Origin of the sequence: Olivibacter sp. EAT-5 (assembly GCF_044784325.1) — a bacterium.
Classification (GTDB): Bacteria; Bacteroidota; Bacteroidia; order Sphingobacteriales; family Sphingobacteriaceae; genus Olivibacter; species Olivibacter oleidegradans.
In genome coordinates, this window is the sequence record NZ_CP173028.1 from 839228 (window position 1) to 859876 (window position 20649).

13 protein-coding genes are annotated in these 20649 nt (G+C 42.0%); 1 reads left to right on the plus strand and 12 read right to left on the minus strand.

Going from position 1 to position 20649, the window contains the following annotated elements:
• Nucleotides 1-11: 11 nt before the first annotated feature.
• From ACH11B_RS03360 to ACH11B_RS03375, 4 genes are all read right to left on the minus strand, one after another.
• On the minus strand, nt 12-1505 hold the full coding sequence (locus ACH11B_RS03360; protein ID WP_289554357.1) for an aryl-sulfate sulfotransferase: 1494 nt from the start codon (nt 1503-1505) through the stop codon (nt 12-14).
• 12 nt (nt 1506-1517) lie between these two features.
• Nucleotides 1518-3071 (minus strand): RagB/SusD family nutrient uptake outer membrane protein, encoded by a 1554-nt coding sequence (locus ACH11B_RS03365; protein ID WP_289554358.1) that lies wholly within the window; start codon nt 3069-3071, stop codon nt 1518-1520.
• 10 nt (nt 3072-3081) lie between these two features.
• Nucleotides 3082-6393 carry a SusC/RagA family TonB-linked outer membrane protein gene (locus tag ACH11B_RS03370; RefSeq protein WP_377611654.1) on the minus strand — a complete coding sequence of 1104 codons (3312 nt, stop codon included), beginning with the start codon at nt 6391-6393 and terminating at the stop codon, nt 3082-3084.
• 292 nt (nt 6394-6685) lie between these two features.
• The gene (locus ACH11B_RS03375; RefSeq protein ID WP_377611656.1) at nt 6686-7846 is read right to left on the minus strand and encodes a FecR family protein; all 1161 of its coding nucleotides are present in this window, start codon (nt 7844-7846) and stop codon (nt 6686-6688) included.
• A gap of 67 nt (nt 7847-7913) precedes the next feature.
• Between ACH11B_RS03375 and ACH11B_RS03380 the strand changes: the two genes are divergently transcribed.
• On the plus strand, nt 7914-8063 hold the full coding sequence (locus tag ACH11B_RS03380) for a hypothetical protein (protein ID WP_377611658.1): 150 nt from the start codon (nt 7914-7916) through the stop codon (nt 8061-8063).
• Between the two features lie 551 nt (nt 8064-8614).
• Here ACH11B_RS03380 and ACH11B_RS03385 read toward each other — a convergent pair.
• From ACH11B_RS03385 to secA, 8 genes are all read right to left on the minus strand, one after another.
• Nucleotides 8615-9175 carry an RNA polymerase sigma-70 factor gene (locus ACH11B_RS03385; protein ID WP_130858124.1) on the minus strand — a complete coding sequence of 187 codons (561 nt, stop codon included), beginning with the start codon at nt 9173-9175 and terminating at the stop codon, nt 8615-8617.
• A gap of 339 nt (nt 9176-9514) precedes the next feature.
• Nucleotides 9515-10573 carry a glutaminyl-peptide cyclotransferase gene (locus ACH11B_RS03390; protein ID WP_157622175.1) on the minus strand — a complete coding sequence of 353 codons (1059 nt, stop codon included), beginning with the start codon at nt 10571-10573 and terminating at the stop codon, nt 9515-9517.
• A 369-nt stretch (nt 10574-10942) separates the two neighbouring features.
• Nucleotides 10943-11311 carry a YraN family protein gene (locus ACH11B_RS03395; protein WP_013663976.1) on the minus strand — a complete coding sequence of 123 codons (369 nt, stop codon included), beginning with the start codon at nt 11309-11311 and terminating at the stop codon, nt 10943-10945.
• A gap of 8 nt (nt 11312-11319) precedes the next feature.
• Nucleotides 11320-13296, minus strand: coding sequence for a DNA primase (dnaG, locus tag ACH11B_RS03400; RefSeq protein ID WP_130858125.1), 1977 nt, complete (start codon nt 13294-13296; stop codon nt 11320-11322).
• Between the two features lie 477 nt (nt 13297-13773).
• A complete protein-coding gene (locus ACH11B_RS03405; protein ID WP_049795130.1) occupies nt 13774-15102 on the minus strand; it encodes a mechanosensitive ion channel family protein in 1329 nt (442 codons plus the stop codon).
• A gap of 151 nt (nt 15103-15253) precedes the next feature.
• The gene (locus tag ACH11B_RS03410; protein WP_130858126.1) at nt 15254-16438 is read right to left on the minus strand and encodes a M20 family metallopeptidase; all 1185 of its coding nucleotides are present in this window, start codon (nt 16436-16438) and stop codon (nt 15254-15256) included.
• Nucleotide 16439: 1 nt separating this feature from the next.
• On the minus strand, nt 16440-16916 hold the full coding sequence (locus tag ACH11B_RS03415) for an SPOR domain-containing protein (protein WP_013663980.1): 477 nt from the start codon (nt 16914-16916) through the stop codon (nt 16440-16442).
• Nucleotides 16917-16995: 79 nt separating this feature from the next.
• Nucleotides 16996-20298, minus strand: a complete 3303-nt coding sequence (secA, locus tag ACH11B_RS03420; protein ID WP_130858150.1) for a preprotein translocase subunit SecA — start codon at nt 20296-20298, stop codon at nt 16996-16998.
• Nucleotides 20299-20649 lie beyond the last annotated feature (351 nt).

Below are 20649 nucleotides of genomic sequence, written 5' to 3' on the forward strand. Positions count from 1 at the left end.
TTTAGGCTTTTTTAATCCGGCTTCATTTTTACATAATCCTGCCAAAATTTGGCCGGCACATACTCCGCGCGATAAGGTATAAAATAGGTATTCAACTCCCATAGCACGTTCCCTTGTTTATCGGATATTAAAACGCTCCCTGTCTTTGAACTGGTTTGCAGCACGTTCCCGTTAGGCAGTAAATAAGCACTTCCCATTCTTGCTGTATATTGCTTGCCAGGCAGCGGAACATCCAATTTTTTTGATGCTGTTTTCCTTTTCTCATCCAGGGAAAAAGATAAAGCTCTGGATTTCTTATTTGCGGTAGAAGAGTCCCGAGGAGAAAAATCGCCGTTATCGAAAAGCATTAAATCACCGTCTTTATTGATATGCGGCGCGTGTTGAAAATAGAAAAAGTCGGAAGCATCTAATTGAAAGTCTCCGCCCTGTCCCAATCGCCACATGGTTTTTCCTGTTTGAGCGTTGATTTTCCATACTTGATTCTCGATAGGAGACGACACCAGGTAATTACTGTCTTTGTCGAAAGAGATGGTATTAATATGAAATCGATCATGTTTTAAGCTGTCTAACCGCCTATCTTTTGCCAAATCCCAGTGATCCCATGTCGACCATTTTTTTAATACCTTCCCGGTCGTATCCATTACGACGATACCATCACCCCATAAGGTATCGATAGGTTTTCCCGTCTGTTTTTCCGGCAAGATATAATCCCGAACAACCGCCACAATGTGATTGGCCTTATCCATACGTAAATCGTGGTGCACAATTAATCCAAGCTTATCTACATTCAATCGCCAACGCACCCGCCCGGTGAGATCAATTTCAGCGAGCTCCGTTCCGCCCATATAACCCATTTTACCAGTCCGTAAGCTGTATCCCATACCACTTTTTACAAAAGCTTTGTTAGGTTCCGGCTTATAGAATTCGTCCTTCCCTACCGGCGCTAAGAGCGCCAATATAGTACCACGGGGAGTAAGCGAAGCGATCCGTACCCCCATCTTTTCGTCTTGCCAGTACCACTTGATTGCTCCCTTTCCATCAACCATGGCAATGTATCCCGGAAACTCCCGATAGCAAAGCATCGTTAACCCATCGCCCATTGCCCGAGGATCATGGGGATGTTCCTCTTTAATCCAGTCATGCACCATCCAAGGCGATTGCTTTCGCGTTTTAAAACGCATGACTTTCGATTTTACCGGAATCAACCGATCGAGCACAATACGGTAGTGATAGTCGGTATCGGCATCCAACATCAAGAGATTGAAGATATGGTCTTTTTTCTCGCCTTTTACGGGGGTATAATAGTGCTCGCCATTCGCGCTCCAATATTCTACATAGGCCGCCGCTGGTCTATTCAATTTTACATGAATATCCTCCTTGATGGCAGAGTTATCCGGCGAAGACAACTGAATGTTAACTAGCTGAACATATTGACTATAAAAATAGTAGCAGGCATACAAGACGGCTATTACAAGGGCTCCGATAACAATTTTGAGTATACGCATACTAAAAAAGTGCTAGGGTAAACGTTGGGCGTTGGCTGCTGCCATTTCAGGATGCAGGTTCGCTTCATCTAAGGGATATGGAAAATAGCGAAGCTTTTCGGTAACCTTCGGCGTCATGCCACGGGCTTTTAGATAAGCATTGCATACTTCTTCATATTTACCTAATCGCACCAAATCTGCTTTACGCTTGTACTCAAAAACGAGCTCGAAACCACGCTCGTCAACCAGTGCGTTAACAAACTCCTCCTTCGTTGCAGGAGCTGGAAAATCGGCACTTTCGCCTAAAAGTGGAGCCCCTGCTCTTTTTCTGATTTCATTGATGTAGGGTAGACCCGCTGATGGGCCTGATAATGCATTCTCGATTTCAGCTTTGCACAAGATTACATCGGCTATACGAAATACCTGGATGGTTCGTCCGTCCAAGTACGAACTGTTCACCATTTCATAAGAGTACTTCTTAGTCGCTACGTTCTGCAATAATTTTGTGGTATCATTGGGCGCGGTGGTTTGTCCAGGGTTTGGAATCGTATAGTAAAACCCGTGTGTAGTAGACCCGTCTCTTGCCGCTTTTCCTTCATAATTATAGTAGAAGAACTGCTTTCGTGGGTCGCGGTCATCAAACTTACGCCAGAATTGTAAAGAAACCCCGTAATACTGCCAACGGTCAGTCACCTCTTGGTGATCAGTAGGACCGAAATGGTTGGCAATTTCACCACCATTGAGTGATGATTCATGTAAAATACCGAATATCATACCTTTATCCATTTTGTTTGATTCGGACCATTCGTTTTTAAAATCGGGATTTAAGGTATAAACGCCCTTATCACGTAGCGAAAGCACTTGATCGATGTATACTTTTGCCTGCTCATAGTTATGGGCGCGCATATAGTTTTTACCTAAAAGTGTTAGCGCTGCACCTTTAGTTGCGCGTGCTAAGCCTAGCTCACTCGTCCAGCTTTCCGGGAGCACCTCCGCTGCGAAAAGGCAGTCCGCATGAATTAAAGAATCTACCTGTTCAACGGCAGATAAAGGTGTATTATAACTTTCCGCTGGATTTTTTGTGGAAGTGATCAAAGGTACCGGCCCCCAAGCATCCGTTAGGTCATTATAGGCCAATGCCCTTAGAAAACGAGCTTGTCCTATCACAAGGTTTTTATTTTCATCGCTCATCCCTGATACAGCGGTAATATTATCAATCAACAGATTGGCATTCGCTATAACCTGATACATATTTTGCCAGTTATTCTTAAAATAGCGATTGTTTTCGTCGTAAGAAAAATTGCTCAAATGGGTCGGATTACCAGCCGCAGTAGAGAAACCCATATCGGTTGCGTAATCGGTAATCATCACCAAATAGCCCGCGTAGTAAAGATAGGCATCACCCGGGTAAGGCCCTAGACTCGCATAAGTACCAGTTAATGCCGCGTTTATATCACTCTCCGAGGAATACGCATTTTCGGTAGTCAAATCGCTGTATAGCTCAGGTTCCAATTTTGTACAAGCACTAATCGTAGCCCATATTGTTGCGAGGCATAAAAAACGGTGGCTTAATTTTATGAAGTTCATTTTTTTTTCTTTAAAAGTTAACATTAACACCAAAAGTAAAGGCACGCATGCTAGGATAAGAGTTAAAGTCCAAACCAGCACCCGCGTTAGCCGTTTGCGCATTGGAACTATATTTAATCAGCGCATCATTTTCATAGCCTTTCGTGTCGACCTCTGGATCCCAGCCTGAATAACCACTGATTGTAAACAGATTTTCAGCCATTACATATATGCGTAATGATTGCATCGCTTTGGTTTTTAGGGGTACTGTGTAGCCTAATGTTAAATTTTTTAACCGCAAAAAGGAGGCGTCTTCCACAAAATGATCATTCACATACCCCCCATATTCTGTATAATAGAATCCATTTCGAGGCAAGTCGGTGTTGGTATTTTCGGGTGTCCAGCGATTCAATGCATCTGTAGAACGATTCCATTCCAAATTCATGCGCGTCATATTTAGCAGGTCGTTACCCAAATTCCCATAAATGAAAACAGATAAGTCGAAATTTTTGTAAGCGAAGGTATTGGTGATTCCATAGGTAAGCTTTGGATAAGCAGATCCGATGATTGTTCTATCCGCAGCGGTAATAATACCATCTCCATTGACATCGGCAAATTTCGGATCGCCGGCTTTCGAATTAGGTTGTGCCGCGTAGGCTTCTCCCTGCTGAATAACGCCAATATATTTGTATCCAAAAAGCGAACCGAGCGGCTCTCCTTCGCGAATAATGGCATAAGCCTCTTCAGAAACGGTTCCCATTGGCTTGGAAGAAGTAATAAAGATATCGTTATCGCCACCAAGATCAAGCACTTTATTGCGGTTCATGGCAAAATTCAATTTCGTGTCCCAGGTGAAAGCTCCGGTTAAATTTTTTGTAGCGATAGCGAACTCAAATCCCTTATTGGAAACAGAACCAACATTACTTTGACCAGAGGAATATCCGGAGTACAGAGGTAAATTCAATTTAATCAAGAGGTCGCTTGTCTTTTTATAGTAAGCGTCCATGGTAACGGCAATACGATCATTCAACAAAGCGAAGTCTATTCCGGCATCGTACTGGCTGGTCGTCTCCCATTTAAGTCTTGTATTAGCAGGTGATGAGCTATTTAAATAGGTACCACTGGTATTATTGATTCCATCAAAGGTATAATTGGCATTGCTCATTAATCCGTAAGAAGCATAATTCCCAATCCGTTCATTCCCGGTTTTACCATAACCCAGACGCAACTTAAGATCGGAGAACAATTGTTGGTTTCGCATAAAAGATTCGTTGATCAACTTCCAGGCGAAAGATCCGGAAGGAAAGGTGCCCCATTTGTTGTCGGAGCCAAAGCGCGAAGAACCATCGTGCCTTACGGTGAAAGTAAACAGGTATTTATCATCAAAAGAATAATTTGCCCGACCGAAAAATGAAATCAGCATATTTTCCGATTTATAAGAATTGACACCCGAGATGGTAGATGCCGCACCCAGGTTGTTATAACCATACAAGTCTGTTGAGAATCCATACACATTGATTCCCTTATTACTATTTGTAAATTTTTCATAAGAGTAACCGCCCATTAGATTTAGGTGATGCTTGCCGAAACCTTTATCGTAGGTAATAAACATGTCCGCTAAATTGTGGGTCAGGTTATAATCCGACTGGGAGGCTACTCCCTTATCGATACTACCTTGATAAGAGTCTTGCGACAAGTAAGTACCCAATTGATCATGCAGAATTTCGGTGCCCGCGTCAAACCGTGCAGTTAGGCCTTCAAATGGTTTTATCTCCAAATAAACGTTCCCATTAAGCTTATCCTTTTGTACATCGTTCTGACGAGCCATTAAATTTGCAAGTGGGTTGTCTCCTCTTCCTCCGGGAGGACGGCCAAAGGCACCATTCGCATCATATACCGGAACGGTGGGATCATAAGTCAGCACACTGTAGAGCACATTGGAATTCAAGATATTTCCATCATATATTTGGTAGTTGGAATTTTCTCTTTGACCAAAGATGGAAGCACCTGCACGTACATAATCATTAATAGTTTGATCGATGTTGACTCTTCCGGATACACGTTTGAAGTCGGTAGTTTTTAGAATCCCCTTTTGATCGAAGTAACCCACACTGCTTAATACCTTCGTCTTCTCACTCCCACCTGTAAATTGTAGATTATGATTTTGTACGGTAGCGGTTCGAGTAGCTTCTTTCACCCAATCTGTGTTGATGGTTGAATTCAATTGCGATTGCGTATAAACACCATTCTCAATTCCTTCCTGTCCGTTGATTTCTTTATACAACTCATTAGCAAGCAACATATAGGATTTACCGTCCAGCAAATGATAAGGATTGATTGCCTTTTGCGTTCCGATATATCCGTTGTAAGCGACATTGCTTTGCCCGGCTTTACCCCGTTTTGTGGTAATCATCACCACACCGTTAGCACCCCGTGAGCCATAAATAGCCGTAGCGGATGCATCTTTTAAAATTTCCATAGACGCAATGTCGTCTGGATTAATGTTGACCCTATTATTGCTGGGGAAACCGTCAATGACATAAAGCGGTTCATTACTGCTACTTACTGAGTTGGAGCCACGTATGCGAATAGACATACTTCCACCTGGGGCTTTTGAGTTTTGTGTGACTACTACACCGGATGCACGTCCCTGAATAGCCTGCGCGACATTACTGATCGCGCCTCCTTTTGTTAAGTCATCGGCACTTAGCGAAGCGATTGAGCCCGTCAAATCTCCTTTCTTTTGTGTACCATAACCAACAACTACCACTTCATCTAGTCGCGATTCGATATTGCTCAAAACAACATCAATAGTTCCGGCGTTTGTTACGGGAACCTCCTTTTCGGCATAACCGATAAATCGGAAGACTAGGGTAGCACCCTCAGGCACTTTTAACTGATACTGCCCATTCGCATTAGTCGTGGTACCGTTAGATGCCCTGCCCTTCACAAATACCGAAACACCCGTCAATGCCGCTACCGAATCTCGGACCGTACCGCGTATATCCAGGTCCTGTTGCTGCATCATTTCGCGGCTTGAGCTTAGAGCTGAAACAGGAGCAATCGTGATGGTGGTGTTATGTCTCTTATATTGCAATTTTTTGCTATTTAAAGCCTTTTGCAAAACTTCCTCCACCGGCACGTTATGTAGCTTTAAGGAAACAGTACCTGCCGCCTTCAGCTGTTCCTCGTTGTAAAGGAAACGATAGTGTGTCTGTCTTTTCAGTGCTTGCAATACCTCTTTCAGTGGCGCATTCTCTAGCGATATGCTGACCTGTTGCGCCTTCCCTGCTGCATAGACACCCCACGAAAAGACAAAGACCATCAGCCATGTTAATTTCATAATCCTTACAATTTGTAAGTAAAGCGTCTTCCTTCCCGACGCTTTCTCTCGAGATAAACGATTCATATCTGTTTTGCTGCTACGTCCATATGGAATATTCGGTCTAATTTATTCACATTTGTAGTGCTTATACTACCTGGATATTTCATACTTTCGTATAGTTAGGGTTTGGTTATTATATCCTTCAATCATAATACGAGTGCCTTAACTTTTACCGGGAGTGTTGGCCCACTCCCGGTATTCGTTTGACGTTTTTACTAACTATTAGGTTGGTTTTGATTTCAAGTTCATTTCAACTAGGATTTGCTATAATTTGGAGCTTTCGTCCGTTCACATTAAAATTCAATCCGCTTACTTCTTTCAGCATTTCGAGTACTTCGCTTAACCTCTCTTTTCGACTGATACTGCCACCAATATGGATATCGGGAAGTTTTCCTTTGTATGATAGTTCGAGATCATACCAGCGAGCAACTTCCTCTAAAATAGGTTTGATGGCATCTTCATTGAATAAAAAGTGTCCTTCTTTCCACGCAAGAGCTTTTTCAATATCAGCAGTTCCTATGTTAAGATCATTACCATCAGCGACGGCACATTGCCCCGGTTTTAGATCATATAGGCTGCTGCCGTAATGAACTTTTACCGCGCCACTAACGAGGGTTGTCATGCTTTCCTTTTCATAGGATCGTGCGTTAAAGCTTGTCCCTAAAACAGTAATTTTTGTATCATTCATTGTGACTTTAAAAGGGCGCTTTTTGTCCCTTGCCACTTCAAAATAGGCCTCACCTTCCAAGGTAACTAGCCTTTCATTATTAGCAAAACTGACCGGAAAAACAAGTTTTGATGCGGCATTAAGCCAAACCTTTGTTCCGTCAGCTAAGGTAAGACGGTAGTTACCCCCGGGAGGAACAAAAAGTGTATTATAGATTAACCGGGCCGCGCTTGCCTTTTCTCCTCGATAGATCAGTTCTTCTTTAGTTCCCTGCATATTCGTCCCATCATGTTCATTAAGCGCCACCGATTTGCTACCAAGGTGAATGGCACTACCGTCGGAAAGCACTAATTTCGCCTTACTTTCACCAGGTAACACATCATTCGCATAGCGATGGGAACTGTCAGGAATTACCTTATTGTCTCGGTGATTAAAGTGCTTGAGCGTAAAGGTTAAGAATAAAGCGATGCCCGCAGCGATACTTATCCAAAAGGAATTTATTCGGCGCCTGGATCCCTTATTTGCTTTTTCTTTAAAGCGATTCCAAGCCTTTTCAGTATCCCTTTCTTTTAAAGTCTTTATACGACTTGCTATCGTTGGTGTGTCCTTATACATTTCCAACAGATCTTGCAGGTTTTTGTCTCGCTCCAGTAAATCTAAAAATTGAGACTCCTCCTGCTCAGAAAGTGTACCTTGAATGTACCCGACTATCAATCGAGCCTTTTCCAGTGGGTCGTCGTACATACCTCTTCGTTATATACTGCTAAAGCACCTTCGGATAAAAAAAGTATGGAAGAAAATGAAAAAAATTATGAAGAAAATACAGGTTGCTCAGAAAAACCAACTGCCTAATAAAATCAAAGGTTTATTTTATACATCCCACTTGGACGCACCCAAGTGGGGCAAGGTGCTTCGGCTTGTCTATTCCGTTGCAACCCGTGGTCAAGATGCCCATCCGTGAATCGGAGCCACCCTCTTACGCAATGGCATGTCCTTCGTTCGTCGATTCACTGATTACCGTCTGCTTCGCATAATAATGGTGAAGGGGCATCTTTGACTGCCGGTTGCTGCCTCCACAGACTAGGCCATTGACGTCCTTCGGAACGGCTATGCGTCTGGGTGATGGCGCAGGGTAAAACGGCCTTCCAGGGTGAGCGTAAAGAAAATTCGGTTAGCAGGGCGGGCTAAAGTGCTATGCGAAAAAGCGAAGGGAAGGAATTGTGAATAGGGGCGGCTCCGCAGAACAGAGGGATAGGAACCGAATTTTTAGCGAGAACTGGACAGCCTTGATGTTTGCCTCACTTTGCATCGAAGGTAAAGTGAGATGAAACCGAGATGTAAATAATAATGGACACACAGGGCAATTATTATTTACTCGAGCTCTCATCAACCATTAAAAAGAAAACAATAGGATGAAATTAAAGAGAATAAAAATATGACTAAAATAATCCTTCTTTTAATCTAAGCGCTATTACGAAGTATATGCGATTGAATACTCGTGGTACTGCAAGCTTATTTTAACAAGGTGACAAGAAGCACCGTAAAAAGCTCGGGCTTCAATTGCTCTTTGAGTAGATGAAGGGCTCGCTGTTTTTGACTTTTTACAGTATGGATACTTATACCTAAAAGCTCAGCAATTTGCGGGTTCTTTAGTCCTTCCAAGTATCCCATCCTGCATATCATGGCACAGCCTCCCGGAAGCTTATCTAAGGCGGCCATTAATTCCCCGAGAACTTCTGCATGAATTAAAAAGTTATCGATCTGAAAATCTTCTAATAATTGGTCCGGATGCTGTTTTTGATATTTTTCGACCACCTTATGGTGTCTAAATCGATTGAACGCATCATGTTTAATGGTTGTATACAAATATGATTTAATGGCATGTTCGCTCCAAAGCGTACCATTTGTCTGTTCACAGAAGACAACGAAAGCGTCCTGCACCAAATCTTCCGCTTCCTCCTCATTGCCCGAAAGCTTATACGCGAATTCAAACAAACGCAGATAATACTTTTTGAATAAGTCTTCAACTGACAAACGATTCGGTTGGTCCATGTAATTGGGTTCATTCATCATAAAGCACCTATGTATTAGATAATCAATATCTAGTAAATACCCTGCTTAGTATTGGTTAATATAATTGAACTAGCGATTCTTATCAGAAAGATTGATTGTATCGATCAAGTGTAGAAACTTTTTAGATGAAATGCAAATCCTTTGCAAACGCAACCGATTGCGTGTTTTGATATCAGCTGTCGGTCGGTACCGACCAAGCTGTAGGTATAAGGTTTAGGTATTAGCTTTCAGCTATCGGATCGGATGTCGGCTTTCGACTGTAACTATGGACAATAAGCGTTGAACTCAGGACAAGGCACTCATTACTCCTCACTCAATGCGCATATACTCTATTACTTCTCATCGTCCCAATAACTTAATTTCAAATAGTTTATCCCAGTTTTTGCCTGTTACGTAGAGATGTTTACCCTGCTGATCATAAGCGATCCCATTGAGTACATTGGTATCTTCGGTCACATCTTTCTGAGGCAACAAGCCAATAAGATTAATCTCAGCCTCCACTTGTCCTGAATGTGGATCGATTACCACGACGACATCAGAGTAATAAACGTTGGCATAGATTTTTCCATCAATGTACTCCAATTCGTTCAACTTATCAACAGGACCTTTGTGGTTATATACTTCGATAAAGCCTTCCTCTTTAAAATTATCTTTATTTAGGAAATAAAGACGGTTGCTACCATCTGATTTGATCAGACGCTGTCCGTCAAAGCATAATCCCCAACCCTCTTTGCTTGCTTGGTAAGGAAATTCTCCCACCTTTTCGAAAGAGTTTCTATCATACACAAATCCAACGCCTTCTTCCCAGGTTAACTGAACAATTTTATCACCGACAAAGGTCATTCCTTCTCCAAAATATTTGGAGGGGAGATCGATTTTCTTTACAACCTTACCGGTTTTTAACTCCACTTTCCGCAGGGTTGATTGTCCGCGCTGTCCAGTGCTTTCATACAGAAAGCCATCATGATATTCTAGACCCTGCGTATAAGCGTGAGCATCGTGCGGATACGTATTAACCACCGTAAAACTGTATTGTTCAGGAAGTTTGGATGCTACAACAACAATATTCGTACTAGCGCTTTCTGACTGCCCTGCCTTAAAGACATTAGCAGTGATAAGCTGACTTCCCATACCCAAACTATCTGTCTTTAACCAAACGGCGCCACTGTCTTTTACCGTTACATAAGGCTTATCATTTAATGAATAAGCAATTGAATCAAAAGAAAGGTCTGCCGGTAAACTGAGTTGCAGAGAAACACTGTCGCCTTTGTTGATCAAAGATCCTGGTTCAACAGCGCTAAAGCTCAACGATTTATTGGATGAATTATTCGATTTTTCTCGATCACAAGCCGCCACACTACATAAGGCAGTCAATGCCAGAAGCAAAAATTTGTTCATACACAAATATAGAAGATGTAGTGTATATGACATAATTTATTCCTATGATACAAACTTAGAGAATAGTAATATTTTAGGTATAGTTAATTGTTGAGTAGTTGAGACGTTAAGTAGTGATGAGTGTTGCCTGCCTGCCGGTAGGCAGGAATCATGAGTGATGAATCTCTTTTCTACTTATCCTGATACCTACGTCTTGATACCTGATACTTACCTGCCTGCCGGCAGGCAGGTGTCCTGATACTAAACCTGTCCTCACAAAAGTACGTCATAACCAGACACCAATAACTAATAACTAATAACAACTAACCAATAACTAATAACAAATAACCAATAACTAATAACGAATAACAAATAACCAATAACCAATAACTAAGAATACCTAGGCCAAAAGGCGTCTTTGATATGTCGGATATTATATTTTTTATCTTTATTTGCAAAAATAGAAACGATATCGAAACGGATCTCACCCGCATAGTGATGTTGACGAATATAAATGGTTGCCGCTTGTGATAGCTTACGTTGTTTTTGCCAATTAACGGCTTCGTAAGGAAGTCCAAAACCGCTACTAGACCGGGTTTTTACTTCAACAAAGACCAATTGAGTCCCATCTTTCATGATCAAGTCGACCTCTAGATGCTTATAGCGCCAATTCTGCTTCACCAAATAATAGCCCTGATGCAATAAATACTGCAGTGCGGCCCGTTCTCCATCCGAACCGGTTATCTGATGCGTAGCCATTCATTGAATTATTTAACAATCACAGTTCCCAAGTAACCTGTCAACTCCTTTTCCATCATCTTTAGCTTTTGATATTTGTCGATAAGGATTTCCAAATTCGCTTCATTATGCTCTATTTTCAAGGCCTCTCTAACTTCCTGCATATTTTGTTCTACCTTCCGTTTCTTTATACGATAAAGCGCTCCCAATACTGCATTTTTTAAATTATCTGTTTCTTGAGATACATAAATCTTTCGTTTCTCATCGTTCCAATTAGGGCTTAGGCTATACGGCGATGAAAGCAGGGAAATAGCCAAATCTGCAATTTCGCGATCTGCATGACTAATAAAATAGCGTTCGTCCGGTAATTCCTCGCGTTCAATAAATTCCAAGTAAATGGTTATGATCTTTTGACACAAAGGATCTGCAAACTCAATGTCTTGCAAACCTGCAAATAACACGAAGGCAATGGGGTAGTCCTGTTCCCATTTCGCGGGTATTTGTCCATAATTAATGAGCAAGCGGATAATCTCACGCTCCTGTAAAGCGATAGATTGCGATAGTGCGGGCTGCAGTTCCTCCTGCGAGCGTGTTTCCGCCATATCCCGCGGGTCCATAAACAGGTCAGGAGGTGGCTCATCTCCACCAAAGGGAGCGTTTGCAGCAGCAGATGAATCCGAAGACTTTTGATTTTTCTTGATTGCTTGCAGCTTTTGTTTGTTTAATTCTGCGATCAACAAACGTTCTTCAATATCCAACAATCGGCTACATTCTCGTATAAATACAGAAGCCTTAATATCATCGGGAATAAGCGCGATACTGTCTACCACATCATGAATAACACCCGCACGTTTTACGGGGTCATTCCCGGCATCTTTGAGTAGAATGTCGGTCTTGTAAAAAATAAAATCCTTACTGTTTTCCGCTATATATTGTTTGAATTGCATTGCGCCATGTTTCATGGCAAAAGAATCCGGATCGTCTCCGTCGGGAAAAAGGAGCACTTTAACGTTCATCCCTTCTTCTAACAACATATCCATTCCCCTTAACGATGCTTTGATACCCGCAGCATCGCCATCGTATAAAATGGTTACATTTCGCGTAAATCTTGAAATCAGTCGGATTTGACCAGTGGTCAATGAAGTTCCTGAGGAGGCAACCACGTTTTCGACGCCCGCCTGGTGCATGGAAATCACATCCGCATAACCTTCCACGAGAAAACAATTATCCTGGTCCGTTATTGCCTTCTTGGCAAAGTATAAACCGTAAAGAACATCGGATTTATGATAAATTAAGCTCTCAGGTGAGTTAACATATTTCGGCGTCTTCTTATCTGTTTTGAGCGTTCTTCCTCCAAAACCCAAGACACGTCCTGTCAGGTTATGTATAGGAAACATCACCCGCCCTCGGAACCGATCATAACGTTTCCCGTCATCTCTACGAATTATCAAGCCTGTTTCGTCCAAGAATTCTTCGCTGAAGCCACCCTTTACGGCTTCTTCATATAAAGCTGCCCATGCTTCGGGGGAATAACCCAGTTCGAACTTTTTAATGATATCATCCCGATAACCCCGTTCGCGAAAATAACTCAGACCGATAGCCTGACCGTCCTCTGTATCCCAGAGGCTTTCACGGAAAAATTTAGCCGCCCAATTGGTAATGATCAATAGGCTTTCGCGCTTGTCGCTTGCCGCCGCCTGCTCCGGAGATAGTTCAACCTCCTCAACTTCTATATTATATTTCTGCGCCAAGTAGCGTAACGCTTCCGGGTAGGAATATTTCTCAAGCTCCATAACAAAGCGTACTGAATCCCCTCCAGCGCCACAACCAAAACACTTATAAATACCCTTGCTTACAGAAACATGAAAAGAAGGTGTCTTTTCATTATGGAATGGGCAAACACCAATTAAGCTCGTTCCCCGTTTCTTTAAGTCCACAAAGTCACCCACCACTTCTTCGATACGAGCGGCATCCAAAATTTTCCCGATTGTTTCCTGCTTAATCATTCTTGGTAAAGATAGTAATTTTCGTTATTGGTTAGTGGTTGTTAGTTATTCGTTGTTCGTTGTTCGTTGTTAGTTGCTGGTTATGGGATGCTTTTGTGAAAACAGGTTTTAGTATCAGGACACCTGCCTGCCGGCAGGCAGGTAGGTATCAGGATAAGTAACAAGCCCGAAGGGCTCATTGATACCTTAAAGAACTAACAAAGCATCAATAACCCCGAAGGGCTCATTGACACCTTAGAAAACTAACAAAGCATCAATAACCCCGAAGGGTTCATTGATACCTTAAAAAAACTAACAAAGCATCAATAACCCCGAAGGGCTCATTGATACCTTAAAGAACTAACAAAGCATCAATAATTCAAAAGCCTCCCGGAGGGATGGCCTGCCTCATGGAGGGACAGTAAAAAAGCCTATTCGCTTATCACTTGTTTCCGCTTTCGCTACTGCTACTCCTCATTCATCACTCCTCACTCATCACTACTTAATACCTAGCTTTTCATTCTTTACTTCTGGTCCATTGGCAAATTTGATTCCGAAGGCATCGTTCCCGGAAGTTCGCTCGAAAATTTGCAATCCGAAATATGGTACTGCTGCTATTAAATGATCAAAAATATCAGCCATTATATATTCATATTCGGCCCACTTGGTTGTATTGGTAAAAGCATATAACTCCAAAGGCAAGCCATTTTCAGTTGGCGCCAATTGCCTAACCATCAACGTCATGCCCTTATGAAGCCCTGGATGATTATTCAGATACCAATCAATATATTTTCTGTAAAGTCCGAAGTTCGTAAAGTTTCGCCCATTCAATGCAACGGTCCTGTCTGCTCCTATTTTTTCGTTGTGCTTTTTAATCACTTCTCCGCGCTCGTCAATATAATCACGAATTCCTTGTATTTTTTGGAAACGAGGAAGCTCTTCGTCACCCACAAAGCGAATGCTGCCCTGTTTAATAATGATTGCCCTTTTAATGCGACGCCCACCGGATTCTTGCATTCCGCGCCAATTCTGAAATGAATCGGATATAAGGGTATAGGTAGGAATAGTGGTAATCGTTTTATCGAAATTACGCACTTTTACGGTTGTTAGGTTAATTTCTTCCACGTCGCCATCTGCGCCGTATTTAGGCATGGTGATCCAGTCGCCGATACGAACCATATCATTGGTTGTTACCTGAATGCTGGCCACAAACCCCATGATGGTATCTTTAAACATGAGTAATAGAATCGCCGAAGCAGCGCCCATAGCGGCAAAGAAAGCCGTCGGGGATTGACCGGTTATACTGGAAAAAATAGCTACGGCACCAAATAGAAAGAAAACCATCCGAATAACCTGTAGATAACTCTCCATTGGTTTAGCTGAAAATTCGGGTTTTTCTCGTAATACGTCGGCACCCGACCTTATAATGGCCATCACAATGGATATGATCATAAAAACCATGTAAACTTCCATGGCGATGTCCAAGGGATTTATTAAATGCGGGAAGTCATTAAATACAACCGGTATCGAATTTTTCACCAGGCTGAATGGTGCTATCAGTGCAAGAAAATGAGGAAAGCGGTTTTTTAACAGATAATCGAAAAACCGAAGTTGCGTACTATTGTAAATTTTAGTAAAAGCGATTTTCAGTGCTTTTCTCACAACATGTTGTACGGCATAAACTAGAAATACCAAAATTGCGAGCAGAACAAAGACATTCACATAAGTAGCCACTTCTTTGTTTATGCCGAGATCAATGAGTTTGTGATAGGTGAATTCACTAATAAAATTGGAGGATTTCTCTAAGCTGCTTTCTAAATTGTCCATTGTGGAATAGGTTTTAAATATCATCCAAACCCGTAGGCCGGATAAGTTAAAATAAAAACACGATGTTAAAGCTCGGAAAAACAGAAGATATCTGTTAGAGCCAATAGATTCATAAGCCAAAGGGCTTATTAGCAAAGATACGATTTTTCAGCTAGTTTCCTAGACGTTTGAGAGCAATATAGGCCATTAAGCCCGTACTTATGGATAATGCTTTTTCATCGACATCAAAATCAGGGGTGTGTACCGATGCCGTGATTCCTTTTTCTTCATTACGCGTACCTAAGCGATAAAAACAAGCATCCGTTACCTGCGAATAGAAAGCGAAATCTTCTCCCGCCATCCAAAGATCTAGATCCAGTACATTTTCCTGTCCAAGGTATTCAACGGCATAGCCACGAGCTTCCTTGGTTAGCGCTTCATTATTCACAAGATAGGGGTAACCGTGGCGTACTTCAAAATCACAGGATCCGCCCATGCTTTCTGCGATGCCTTCGGCCATTTTTTTCATTTTTTTATGCGCCTCTTTGCGCCATTCTTCATCAAATGTGCGAAATGTTCCCTCCAGCTTAACCTCATTCGGAATTACATTCGTAGCGCCTTCCGCATTAATTTTACCGAACGACAAGACGGTAGGCATCTTGGGGTCGGCTACACGACTTACGATCTGCTGCAAAGCCGTAATAATATGTGCGGTAATAACAATAGGGTCTATATTTTGTTGTGGTTGTGCCCCGTGGCCCCCCTTTCCTTTCACCGTTACATAGAGTTCATCAGTAGATGCCATGTACTTCCCCGCCCTAAATCCAACTTTACCTGCATCGATCAGCGGCATGACATGTTGACCGATAATAGCTTGTGGTTTGGGGTTTTCAAGCGCTCCCTCTTTTATCATAATACTTGCCCCTCCAGGAAGCTTTTCTTCTCCAGGTTGAAAGATTAACTTAACAGTTCCTGCAAATTGATTTTTCAAGGAAGCTAGTATTTTAGCTGTTCCCAATAAGGAAGAAGTATGCACATCATGACCACAAGCATGCATAACACCTATATTTTTAGATCCATAAGTTCTTCCTTCTACTTCTTTAATTGGTAAAGCATCCATATCCGCCCTTAAAGCTATCACCCCATCCCCGACTTGTTCTCCCTTAATGAGGGCAACGATTCCAGTATTCGCCATTTCTTCCCAAGCGATACCCAAAGCATCCAATTTCTCTTTGACAAATACCGAGGTATTGTATTCTTGAAAAGACAATTCCGGGTTGGCGTGAAGATGACGGCGCGTATCTACTATCTCAGAGAAAATGGTTTGAGCTAATGCTTGGATAGATTCTTTTAACATGTTAGTTTTCTATGTTAATCGTTTCGGTAAATATAAAGACAGAACTGAAATCCCGCTTAAGCTGATTCATAAGTGCTTGTGCCTGGCTCCGACTCGTAAAATCACCTACCTTCACCCGATAGTTAGGCTGCTGATAGCCGACATAGGTATTAAGATCTTTATAAATTTGCTTAAACCTTGCCTGCGCGCTGTAAGCTTCGTTACGATTGCTTCCAGAGTAAATCTGTACCCGATAACCGCGTGCCGTAACTTTTCTACCGGTCTTCAGCGGCACACCGGGTTTGCTGGATTCATCTGCTGGAGACAAAACCGTGTTACTACCCAGTAACATACGCTCTTTCTGTAGACGTTCAATTAAGATACTTTTATGTTCTTCTACTATCCCCTTCTCATCCTGAGCAATTGCCTTTCCTATAAAACAGAAAAGCAATAGACCTAGAGCGATAAAAATTTGTTTAAGGCAAGATGTTATTAACATATTCAAACGGTTATTCGTTGTTTGTTATTGTTCTTAGTAAATGAGTAAATGACAACAACTAAGAACGAACAGCTAAGAACTAAACTTGTCCTATACCGTGACAATTTTTATATTTTTTCCCACTACCACAAGGGCAAGGATCATTTCTTCCTATTTTATTATCATTTCTGACAGGTTGCGTCTTTTGCACTTCCCTGGTATCCTCCACGGGCAGACCACCTCCTGACGTTGCTGCGGCCAATTCCGGCTTAGATACTTGCATTTTGGGTTCCTGAACAGGCCGGCGTGCTTCCCGCACTTCTTGTGGCTGCTGATGCGGAATTTCTCCTTTAAACAAGAAAGCCACAATATCTTTATTCATGGTTACCAACATCTCCTTGAAAAGGTTAAAGGCTTCCATTTTATAAATAATGATAGGATCCTTTTGTTCGTAAACTGCATTTTGCACCGATTGTTTCAAATCGTCCATCTCACGCAAATGCTCTTTCCAAGCCTCATCTATTAAGGATAAAACAACCCCTTTTTCGAAGGCCTTAAATACTTCCTTTCCATTTGTTTCAACCGCTTTCTTTAGGTTAGCTGCGACCTGCAATCCACGAAGACCATCAGTAAATGGCACGACAATATTTTCAATCTGTTCACCACGTGTTGCATACACGTCTTTCAAAACCGGTAAGGTCTGATTTGCAATATGCTCCGCTTTGCGGTGGTAGAAATCGATTACCCGGCTAAATAAGGTATCTGTTAAGCCGGCAATGTTGCCACTTAAAAAAGCATCTTGATTCAACTCAGGATCAACGGAAAAAACACGGATAAATTCCAATTGAAAATCCTCATAGGTTCCCGTTTCCTTATATTCAGTAACCAAGTCTTCAACCACATCATAAATGGTATTATTCAGATCAACATCCAAACGTTCCCCAAATAGTGCATTTCTACGTTTCGCATAGATCACGGTACGCTGTGAGTTCATCACATCATCGTATTCCAGCAAACGCTTACGGATACCGAAGTTGTTCTCTTCCACTTTCTTCTGTGCTCGTTCGATCGATTTGGTGATCATCGAATGCTGAATAACCTCTCCTTCTTCAATGCCCATACGTACCATGATGTTGGAAATACGTTCGGAACCGAATAAGCGCATTAAATTGTCTTCCAAGGAAACGAAAAACTGCGAAGAACCGGGGTCACCTTGGCGACCGGCACGACCGCGCAACTGACGGTCAACGCGGCGAGATTCATGTCGTTCTGTACCAACAATAGCTAAACCACCAGCCTCTTTAACACCAGGTCCTAACTTGATGTCGGTACCACGACCCGCCATGTTCGTCGCGATGGTCACGGTACCCGCCTGCCCTGCTTCCGCCACTATGTCGGCTTCCCTTTGGTGAAGTTTAGCATTCAATACATTGTGTTTGATACCGCGTAACTTCAACATACGGCTCAACAATTCTGATATTTCCACCGAGGTCGTACCTACCAATACCGGGCGACCAGCCTCGGTTAACTTTTGGATTTCCTCAGCAACTGCATTATATTTTTCACGAGCCGTACGATAAACCAAGTCCTCCCGATCATCACGTTGTATTGGGATATTGGTTGGTATTTCTACCACATCCAACTTATAGATTTGCCACAGCTCACCCGCCTCCGTCACCGCCGTACCCGTCATACCTGCTAGCTTGTGGTACATTCTAAAATAATTCTGTAAAGTTATCGTCGCGTAGGTTTGTGTAGCATCTTCTACCTTTACATTTTCTTTCGCCTCAATTGCTTGATGTAACCCATCCGAGTAACGGCGACCTTCCATGATACGCCCCGTCTGCTCATCGACAATCTTAACCTTACCCTCATCTATGATATATTCTACATCCTTTTCAAACAAGGTATAAGCTTTTAATAGCTGGTTAACGGAGTGAATACGTTCAGATTTAATAGAAAAATCACGCATCAGTTCATCTTTCTTCTGCGCCTTTTCTTCGGCAGAGATCGCTAACTTTTCAATCTCAGCAATTTCAGTCCCTACATCAGGCATGACAAAAAAGTGAGGATCTTCGCCTGAGCTTGTGATTAGCTCAATTCCTTTTTCTGTCAACTCTACTTGATTATTTTTCTCATCTATTACAAAGAACAATTCGGCATCCACTTTTGGCATATTTTTGCTTTGTTCCTGCAGGTAATAGTTCTCTGTTTTCGTAAGCACCTGGCGATTACTCCCTTCGCTCAGAAATTTAATGAGCGCCTTATTCTTAGGTAAGCCTCTATGTGCACGTAATAAGGCCATACCAGCACCTTCTACATCGGTATTACCACTTGAAATTCCTTTCTTCGCTTCGTTCAACACCGTATTGATATACGCTTTTTGTGCATTTACCAGACGCTCGATTCGCGGTTTCAAATCATAGAATTCATGTTCATCGCCACGGGGAATTGGGCCGGATATAATTAAAGGTGTACGTGCATCATCAATGAGTACAGAGTCAACCTCATCCACCATAGCAAAATGTAATTTACGTTGCACCAAGCCTTCCGGTGCTTGCGCCATATTATCTCGTAGATAATCGAAACCAAATTCATTGTTTGTACCGAAAACAATATCAGCGGCATAAGCGTTGCGGCGAGCCGCAGAGTTTGGCTGATGTTTGTCGATACAATCTACGCGAAGACCATGGAATTCAAATAAAGGCCCATTCCATTCGGAGTCACGTCGTGCCAAATAATCGTTCACCGTCACGATATGAACACCTTGTCCGGATAAAGCGTTTAAATAAGCGGGTAAAGTACCTACCAATGTTTTACCTTCACCCGTTGCCATTTCAGCAATTTTACCTTCGTGCAGAACAATACCACCGATTAACTGTACATCATAATGCACCATATTCCAGGTAACCTGATTCCCGGCAGCAATCCATGTGTTATGCCAAATAGCTTTATCACCCTTGATTTCGACATTTGGCTTTTTCGCTGCCAGATCACGATCGAACTCACTAGCTGTCACTTCTAACGTCGTGTTTTCAGTAAATCGGCGTGCCGTTTCTTTCACAACAGCGAATGCCTCCGGAAGTATTTCCATTAATACTTCCTCTAATTTTTTATCGCGATCTTTAATCAGTTTATCTACTTTGTCATAAATGGCATTTTTTTCTGCCATTTCTACCTGTGGTTCCTCAGCATCTGTTTTCAACTGGTTGATTTCACCATCAATATCCGCTAAATAGTCGGAAATCCGTCGCTTAAAATCAAGCGTCTTTGCACGAAGTTCATCATGACTTAATCCCTCCAGTTTGGCAAATTCTTCCTTGATTTTATCTACTAACGGACGAATATGTTTTATATCACGATCAGATTTACTGCCAAAAATTTTACTTAAGAATCCTAACATGTTCAATAATAATCTAAAATATATGCTATTGGTGTCAACAAATGCGCCAAATCCCATGTTGCGTCATATTGACATCAATACAATTGTCAAAGTTAGTGATTTTTTGTTAATAGTAATCAGCTTTCGGAGATTGGCATTCAGCCGTTTGTTAATTGTCCGCTGTTGGTTATTAGTTATTGGTTATTAGTTATTGGTTATTAGTTATTGGTTATTGGTTATTGGTTATTGGTTATTGGTTATTAGTTATTGGTTATTGGGTGTTGGTTATTGGTTATTAGTTATTGGTTATTGGTTGGCGAGCGCACATTCATTGGCTAGGAAAGGCTTAGGCTGTAGTTAAGCAATAAGCAG